The following is an 8,551-nucleotide window of genomic DNA, read 5'->3' on the forward strand; positions in this document are numbered from 1 at the left end:
CACCGGGTTTTAGTGCATGATTCACAAGTAGATTTGCGACTTCAAAACTGGCATCCACAAACTCCAATTCCGGTAAATCTCTCATACTTTTTCGCTCATCGACACTGTCAATTTTAATAATGACATTGGCATCTTTATCGTAGTTCAAAACTGCTTCACTGATAAGACGTCTGTTTTGTTCGCTGCTCATCGTAATGATGATCGCTTTGGCTTCTTTAACCATCAAAGACTCTAAAACGGGGAGTTTGTTTAAGTGACCGAAGTAGGCCATGTAACCCAGTTTTCTGGCATGCAAAACGTGTTTAAGATTGTCGGAAATGATAATAAAGTTAGCCCCTTTTGCTTGCAGGGACGATGCGACTATTTTCCCCAGCATTGCAAATCCGGCAACGATGATATGATCTTGTCGTTCGATAGGGGTGATGACGTCTGACTCGAAGAACTCTTTCTCAAAATAGGAGGAGAGTTTATAGATATTTCCGATGATGAACGGGGTAAGAATCATGGAAATAACACTCACGAGAATCAAAAAACTCGCCATCTCTTCACTAATCAGCTTTTGCGACCCTGCAAGGGCGAAAATAGCAAAGGAAAATTCCCCGATTTGTGCGAGGGAAAGAGCTGTTTTAGCAGAGGTATTTTTATCAGAGTTGCGTCGGATTATGGCGTAAATGACGAGTGCTTTGAAAAGCATAGCGAAGACAAAAACAAAAATAATGATATGGATATTGGACAAAAAGTAGACCATATCGATTTTCGTCCCCACTCCGAAGAAAAAGGTTCCGAGAAGGAGGTCCTTGTAGCTGGCGATATCCGATTCAACTTTGACATTGTAGCGGGTATCGGCGATGATCATACCGGCGATAAACGCTCCGAGTGAGTAGGTAAACCCCATAGAATGGGCAAGCAGCGAAGCACCGATGAGAATGGAGAAAACCGAGCCCAAAAAGAGCTCTTCCAACTCCGTTTTTGCGGAAAATTGCAAAAGGGCATTAACGATTTTTTCACCGATCGTAAACATAAATACGACAACAAAAATGGCGGATATTACAGTTTTTAAAAGGATTTCACCGATCGATGCGGTATCGTTGGACAAAAAGGTAATGAGGAGCAAAATAGGGATAACCGCCAAATCCTGAAAGATCAAAATCCCCATCGATTTTTGACCATACGGAGTATGGATGTCTTTTGACTCTTTGAGGTAGGTGAGGACGATGGCAGTGGATGAGAGTGAAAAAGCCAACGAAATGATGAGCGAGGTATTGAAATTGAGATGAAAAAGATAAAAAGAGAGTAAAAAGATCACTACCACGCTGAATACGACTTGCAGCAAACCGTTGGTCAGGAGGATCTCTTTCATCTTTTTGATTTTGTCCAGACTCAGTTCCAGACCGATCGTAAACATCAAAAAGACGATCCCGAATTCGCCGATGAGATTGAGTGAATCGATCCCGTCACCATTGAATCCAAAGAGGTAGCTGATGATAGTTCCGGTGGCAATATAGCCCAAGATGTGGGAGACACCGAACCGTTTGAGGATGATGTTGAGAACCGTAGCAATAGCAATGGTTAAAAAGATTGTTAAAAGTAAGTTTTCCATAGACACATTATAGTGCAAGGTCTGTGCTAAGGGTGGTTAAAAAGTAGGCGGTACCCTCTCTTGATTACTCTAAAAGATCACTTTCTTCAAAATCTATTTTTTCGAGATCCATATCGTCAAAATTCATCTCCTCTTGTTCCAATAACAATGATGGAATTTTAATATAAAAACATGCACCGTCTTGTGTATTTTCAAATCCTATTGATCCGTGTAAATTATTTTCTACAATGGATTTGCTAATGTAAAGTCCCAATCCGCTACCCTCTTTGCTCTCTTTCGTTGAAAAGTAAGGCTCGAATATCCGATGTTTGATTGATTCATCTACGCCGCCGCCGTTATCGATGATTTCTGCGGTAAACAGTTCATTATCCGGTGAAAAGCTGGTACGCACTATAATTTTTGCTGAAGCGATGTTACGACGTACTAAGGCTTCCTTGGCATTATTGATCAGATTGAGCAGTACTTGCACCACATCTTGCTGTCGTGTGTTGATTTGCATGTGTGTGGTACACTCTTTTTCCAATACGATGTTATTGTTTTCTAGATTTTTTTCAAGTAATCGAATCGTATCGCAAATGATTTTATCAAAATCGGTAGTTTCTACGCGGGCATCTTTTTGAAAATAACGGCTGAAATCATCGATGGTGTTGGATAACAGTTGGACTTGTTCCGTCATGGTATCGATACATGTACGCTCCTCCAGCTCTATGATTTGTGGAGAAAACTCTAAATTATTCAAGCACATTTGGATAATAGAAAGCGGCTGACGCCATTGGTGGGCAATCATGTTCAGCATTTCTCCTACTGCGGCAAGACGTGACTGTGCTAACAACATTCTCTCTTTCTCTTGCAGCTTGTTTTCAATTTGACGATATTTACTGACATCTTCGCCAATAGCTATGAGATGTGTTATGTTGTCATTTGAGTCTTTTATCGGAGAGATTGCCATACGGATGATATGTTCAGAACCGTCTTTATGCTGTTTTTTCACCTCACCAATCCAGACTCTATTCTCTGAGAGTGTATTGTAGAGATCTTCAGAAGCGAGAGGATTGAGTCCCATCGTGTTCATAATCTCTGCATTATGTCCAACCAGTTCCGATTCCTCAAGGCCGCAACATTCGCAAAAAGAGTTGTTAACATACTGGACGGTCCCGTCAATTTTACTGATTAGAACCGTATTGCTGGACTGATTCACTGCTTTTTGCAACAATACGAGTTTTTGATGCAACTCTTCACTGGAAGTGATGTCGACCAGATTAACGACAAAAAGCGATTCATCATGTACGAAACGGTCAATATGGACATGAAATACCCGTGGATGACCTTCGTGATTAAGCATCGTAATTTTGGAGTATTCTCCCTGCTGTTTCATCGTGAAAATAGTTGATAAACAATGATGATTATCTACGTTTTGATCATCAATAAAATGGGAACATATTCCCCCATGACGAACAATTTCATCGGAGGATGAGACACCGAAAAAGGTTAAAAATGCCTCATTGCACTCGATAATTCGTGTTTCGTTGCCTAACATAGTCAAAGCGGTTTGACTGTCAAGCATTTGTCGAAAAATGTGTTCGCGTTCCATTTGTTTAGTCAATTCTTCATTCAGTGTAGCAATATGTGTGGTTTGTTTCCGCAACTGTCGATATAGGAACAGAATAAATACTAATACAACACTCAGAAGCAGGATAATCAACACGGCCAAAATAATCTCTACTGCATACTCCTTCACAACTTCTGCAAGGGTTATCTCTGTATTGTAAGGAGGCATGTTCAACGTTTTGAGCAGATCATGTACGGGTGAATAATCCAACGGAATCGTCCAATGATCTGTTTTGGTACGTTTGGCAACTTCAAGACCAGGTTCAATACCAAGTAAGGCAATCAGGACCGATTCTGCAAGTTTGTCGGATGTATGGGAGAGTTTGGCAAAGGGCCATTCGGGATAGAGTACAGTACTGACTGCAAAGGGAAATCCAGGATATTTTTTAGGGGCGATAACACGCACTTGATCCATACGGATTTTTCCTTCTGCTGCCATACGTTCCAATGTATCGCTGCGAACCGTTCCCGCATCTACACGCCCTTCTAATACCGCGTCTACAACAGCATCATGGGAATTTAAAAAAAGAAGTTTAGAAAAATCTTTTTCATTTACTCCATGATCGAGTAACTCTTTTTTACCCATAATCCATCCGCCGAATGATGCAGGATCTACTGCGGCGAAACGTTTGTTTTTTGTATCTTCCAAAGTGTGGATGTCGGTATTGTCACTCCGCGTAAAAATCACTCCGCCGAAACGCTGCAGACCGGTTCCATCGTCTGAGTGGTTTTGAAGCGTAGCGATGCGGCTGGTACCGTAACGGTACTCAAATGTAACGTACTGAAACGTGTTTGTCAATACAAAATCGACCGAAGCATTGGCCACTGCGTCATTTAGGTCGTGAAAACCAAGCGGTACGATCTCAAAAGTGTAAGCGGGAATTTGTTGGTCCAAATACACTGCCAATGGCTGCCACTGCTGCATTGTTTGCGGTATTCCCCGCTTTGCAAGAATGCCTATTTTAATCGTTTCTTTGGCTGCTGCGGATACATTGACTGCACCGATGAGGAATAAAACAAACAAAATAATGGAAATAACACTTTTTTGTATTTTCGGAACAACGGCAACATTACGCATAAATATTCTCTCTTTTTATTTGAGTCGGCTGATTTTTTACCTTAGTAAATATCCTATCTCAAACTCGTTTGAAGTTCGTATAAACTTCAGCAGAATATTTTTTTGCAGTAAATATATGATTGGATTGATAAATATCTAGGGTTTAAAAATAGTATTAAATATAGAGATAATTTTCGGCTCTCTCGAAAGATGTGATTGCACTGTTACAGTAACTTTTGTTGTTTATGACAGCAGTTGATGTTTTCATGTATCGCGTACATAACGAAGCGAGTATATCGAGCAAACGTTTATTCACTCTCCCTTCTCCGAATTCGCCGTAAGTAATATAGTCATTGAGGGCACAAATTTCTTCGTTGTCATCATAGGCATATTCATCTAAAAAATCGCAACATGCCGCATAGCTTGTATCTGAATCCGCATCATCATCGATATAGAAAATGACATCGTTCGTTTTCGCTCTGAATGTTTCTAGTGCATTGATAAACATAATATATTTTCCCTATTTCTTGGAATTCCATCTTATAAGATGAAGATGTTACGAGGAAGCTTACTGATGTTTTATTTCTGAAGGGAAACAAAGTTATTACATGAAACTAGATCATGTAATACCAATAAGAATTTCACATGTTAAAAATTATAGTGAATAATTGCGATTTAGGGTGATTAAAAAGTAGGCTATTTTTAGTATGGTTAGATATAATTAAATTATATTTCAATAAATAATGATAATTTTTGGAGATTGAATGAGTAATAAACGACGGATTTTAAATTGGATTTTTTTGATTTTTTTGATCATTTATCTACTGGGTGGAATTCTTCTCATGTTTTTTCAGCGTTCCTTTATCTATTTCCCTTCAACATCTGTATATCAAGGTCTGAAGGAAATGATGATCGATGCAAAAGATGCAAAATTAAAAATCATTGTACTAAATGAAGGTCATGATGATGCTATTTTATACTTTGGTGGAAATGCTGAAGCTGTAGATGCTTATCAGCAAGAATTTTCACAATATTTTAACAATTACACCATTTATCTCGTTAATTATCGTGGATACGGTGGAAGTACTGGAAAACCGAACGAGAATGCTCTTTATGAGGATGCCCTTTTAGTCTATGACAAACTCAAAATTAAGCATAAAAATATAGCAATAATTGGAAGAAGTTTAGGGAGTGGAGTCGCGACGTATGTTGCTTCAAAACGGGATATTAAAAAACTCATTTTGGTCACTCCGTTTGATAGCTTCGAAGAGATTGCAAAAAAGCAGTTTCCAATTTATCCGATAAAGTTTATGCTTTTTGATAGATATGACTCTATTGATCGAGCGGAAGAGATAAAAGCCAGAACACTTATTTTAATGGCAAGGAATGATATTCTTGTACCAAATGAGAACAGTATTAGGCTTTATGCTGCTTTTGATCCATTGAAAGTTCATAAGCAAATATTTGAAGGTTTTGGACATAATGATATTCAATTAGCTACACAGTATTATTCGACAATGGAAGGATTTTTGAATAGAGAAATAACGCTTGATTTTAATGAATTAAATAGTGATTTGAGTGAAGCTGATATTGTTACAAAATATAAAAAGATAAAATTCTCATGTGGTAATGAGCGAAGCGCGATTGCAGAACGCTATTGTTACGCGGATATAGATCGTTTTAATGGGACGGATGCTCGATTAATCGTTTTCTTTTTCGATAAAAATAAGTTAGTTGAAGTAAAAATCGACCTTGAACCTGGTGACAATCATAAGTTTTTAATAGATCGTTATACGCAAGAGTTCGGTTCAGCTTTAATAGTACCAAAGCCCCAAAATGGAGTACAGCTCATTGGATGGGTTTTAAAGGATGGACAAATTGTGACATCATTACAGTCAGATCCAAAACAAGATATGTTTCTTTGGATAAGCAGCAGGAAAAATATTGAATAACTTAGTAAATGGACGGAATATATTTTTCGGTGTAGAGGACTAAAGATGTCTAACACAAATGAAAAACCAATATTGGTTCTAAAATATCAGTTCAGAAGTGTTCTATTTAAATCAATCTTAATCTATCTGCCATTGATCGTATTAGGAGTACATTTTTTACTAAAATGTGGAATAGATTGTTCTTCAAGTGAAAGTTTTAAATCGATAGGATTCATATTAATTGGTTTAATTGCTTTGTATAAATTTCTTGGATTGATGTATATAAGCGAATTTAGAATTTATACAACAAAAATAGAAAAAATATACAAAAATGGGTTTGTGAATACAATAGAGTTATTAAACAGTAATGTAAAACTTACAACTTTATATCCATTCTACAGAACAATTTTGACTTTTGTAAATCATTATAATGGAAAAAAATATCATCTTTATATTGATCTTTCTTTGTTATCCAAAGATGATCGCACAAAAGTTTTTTATTTTTTATCAAATATTTCAGCACAGAATTTTGAGGAAATCAATAAGGTTGAAATTAACAGAGTAGTATCTTTTCCAATTAATGAAAGTACGTTAATAAAATTTGATGAGCATAAATTTGCAAACAAAAGATTTTTTTCAAATTCACTTTCAAATATTCAAAATTCTTTTTCGGCATATTTATATATTTTAGTTGTGTTAATAATTTTTCTATCCTTTATCTTAATAATAAGTACGCCAAAAAATGACATTAGAGAAAAAAGAAAAAATGAAATAAAAAATACAAAAGTTTTGGAAAAGATCAATCTTGATTATTCAGGTCTAGATTCAAATATGACAAAAGTAGATATATTTAATAAATATAAGACAGTTAAATTTACTTGCAATAAGAATATGACAATAGCGAATGAAGAAATGTGTTATGCAAATATAAAGTACTTTGACTCGATTAAAGCTGAAGAAATTGTTTTTAGTTTCAAAAATAAAATGATAAACCAAGTGATTGTTAGGGTAACACCAACTGGGTATACGAACTTAGTTGATCGTTGTAATCATAAATATGGCTCAGCAAACAAAATCATTAAATCTGTTGGTGGGGAACAAATGATTATATGGAAATTTAGTAATGGTCTATTAGCTACTTCAATAGAAAAAAAACGTATGAGAAATATGTTTATATGGACTGTATCTAAGCCGTTAAAGAATTGATAATTAGAATTTCTCTCGTATCATCATACGTTTTCGTCTCTAAAAGAAGGGTGATTTTTGCGTTCGGTATCTCATCGACGACGATAATCGCTGAGGTATTAAACGGGCTTCCCGTAAGACGAGAACGAAGTGTGATTTCGGTTTCGATCAGTGGTGCGTTAAACATCAATTCTTTGGTGTCTTTATAGTCTGAATCGGTAAGTGTATTGAATGTTTCGAGAGTGATAAATCGTACTTCTTCGCGGTTTAGGAAAAACTGTCCGTCTATCTCAAAATCGATATTTCCCTGTGCCTGAGTACGGTTGATCGTTGAATAAAAGAGGGGATAAGAAGGGATAATCTCAGAGCCTGCTTTTACCGAAGAGCGAATCAGGCGGTAGTTTAAAAACCGTTCTTTGATGATGCGATAGGGGGTACCTTGATCTTCTAGTTCCATCCGTTTCTTATAGAGTTCCAAACGCTCTTCGATCGAAGCAGGGAGGATTTGACGAGAAATAGGGGAGAACATTTCATCCATCAGGCGGTGCTGCTGATCGCGCTGCATGGTGAGCCCGTAGATACAGCCGCAGTAGTCCTGACGGTAGAGCTGCTGTTCTTTGCTGACTCTGCCTTGATCGTTGGTTCCGCCGTTTTTACGGTAATCGAATGCGATAAACTCGACACCATGTGTTGAATGGAATGCATCGCCCGATTTTTTGAGCTGTTCTTGCGCTTTTAGGGGGCTGACGAGGAGGGTGGTGGTCATGGAGGTTTCGCCGAGTTCGAGTGCTTTGTGGGCACTCACCTCGAAACGTTTGTCAAAGCACACTTCGCAGCGCGCACCCTTCTCGGGTTCTTTTTCGAGTCCCCGGACGGCGTTCATCCAGTTTTCATAATCATAGGGGCCTTCTATCAGCTCAATGCCCAGTTTTTTACAGCTGCGTTCTACGTCTAAAAGGCGGAGTTGATATTCGCTGTAAGGGTGGATGTTGGGATCATAGAAGAACCCGACGAGCTTTTCGTCGGGGAATTCCTGCTGCAGCTTCTCCATAAAGAAATGGGAATCGACACTGCAGCAGATGTGAACTAGCATGAATTAGTCGCGTGCAGCTAAAATTTCGACTTTTTCGATGGTGTCGCGCATTTGGATGCTGTCAAGAACCGCCATAG

6 protein-coding genes are annotated in these 8,551 nt (G+C 37.9%); 2 read left to right on the plus strand and 4 right to left on the minus strand.

Annotated features, from left to right (window positions below; all coding sequences use genetic code 11):
- The 3 genes from PHP90_RS12995 to PHP90_RS13005 all read right to left on the minus strand — a co-directional run.
- Nucleotides 1-1,600, minus strand: a 1,600-nt coding sequence (locus PHP90_RS12995) for a cation:proton antiporter (RefSeq protein ID WP_299930770.1), incomplete at its 3' end; no start/stop codon positions are given.
- Between the two features lie 64 nt (nt 1,601-1,664).
- Complete coding sequence (locus PHP90_RS13000; protein ID WP_299930773.1) at nt 1,665-4,286, minus strand: PhnD/SsuA/transferrin family substrate-binding protein; 2,622 nt, start codon at nt 4,284-4,286, stop codon at nt 1,665-1,667.
- Nucleotides 4,287-4,440: 154 nt separating this feature from the next.
- Nucleotides 4,441-4,773: a hypothetical protein gene (locus PHP90_RS13005; RefSeq protein WP_299930776.1), complete on the minus strand. Its 333-nt coding sequence runs from the start codon at nt 4,771-4,773 to the stop codon at nt 4,441-4,443.
- Nucleotides 4,774-5,029: 256 nt separating this feature from the next.
- Here PHP90_RS13005 and PHP90_RS13010 point away from each other — a divergent pair, with 256 nt between their 5' ends.
- Both PHP90_RS13010 and PHP90_RS13015 read left to right on the plus strand, forming a co-directional pair.
- The gene (locus PHP90_RS13010) at nt 5,030-6,217 is read left to right on the plus strand and encodes an alpha/beta fold hydrolase (RefSeq protein ID WP_299930780.1); all 1,188 of its coding nucleotides are present in this window, start codon (nt 5,030-5,032) and stop codon (nt 6,215-6,217) included.
- A 45-nt stretch (nt 6,218-6,262) separates the two neighbouring features.
- A complete protein-coding gene (locus tag PHP90_RS13015; RefSeq protein WP_299930782.1) occupies nt 6,263-7,402 on the plus strand; it encodes a hypothetical protein in 1,140 nt (379 codons plus the stop codon).
- On the opposite strand, the gene PHP90_RS13020 is transcribed toward PHP90_RS13015, so the two are convergent.
- Nucleotides 7,383-8,474: an epoxyqueuosine reductase QueH gene (locus PHP90_RS13020; protein ID WP_299930784.1), complete on the minus strand. Its 1,092-nt coding sequence runs from the start codon at nt 8,472-8,474 to the stop codon at nt 7,383-7,385. The genes PHP90_RS13015 and PHP90_RS13020 overlap by 20 nt on opposite strands.
- Nucleotides 8,475-8,551 lie beyond the last annotated feature (77 nt).

The sequence above is a fragment of the Sulfuricurvum sp. genome, from assembly GCF_028712165.1.
In the GTDB taxonomy this organism is placed as follows: domain Bacteria; phylum Campylobacterota; class Campylobacteria; order Campylobacterales; family Sulfurimonadaceae; genus Sulfuricurvum.

Coding starts and splice junctions, on each gene's coding strand:
- PHP90_RS13005 (WP_299930776.1), bottom strand. CDS start 4,773: ATGTTTATCAATGCACTAGAAACATTCAGAGCGAAAACGAACGATGTC.
- PHP90_RS13015 (WP_299930782.1), top strand. CDS start 6,263: ATGTCTAACACAAATGAAAAACCAATATTGGTTCTAAAATATCAGTTC.
- PHP90_RS13010 (WP_299930780.1), top strand. CDS start 5,030: ATGAGTAATAAACGACGGATTTTAAATTGGATTTTTTTGATTTTTTTG.
- PHP90_RS13020 (WP_299930784.1), bottom strand. CDS start 8,474: ATGCTAGTTCACATCTGCTGCAGTGTCGATTCCCATTTCTTTATGGAG.
- PHP90_RS13000 (WP_299930773.1), bottom strand. CDS start 4,286: ATGCGTAATGTTGCCGTTGTTCCGAAAATACAAAAAAGTGTTATTTCC.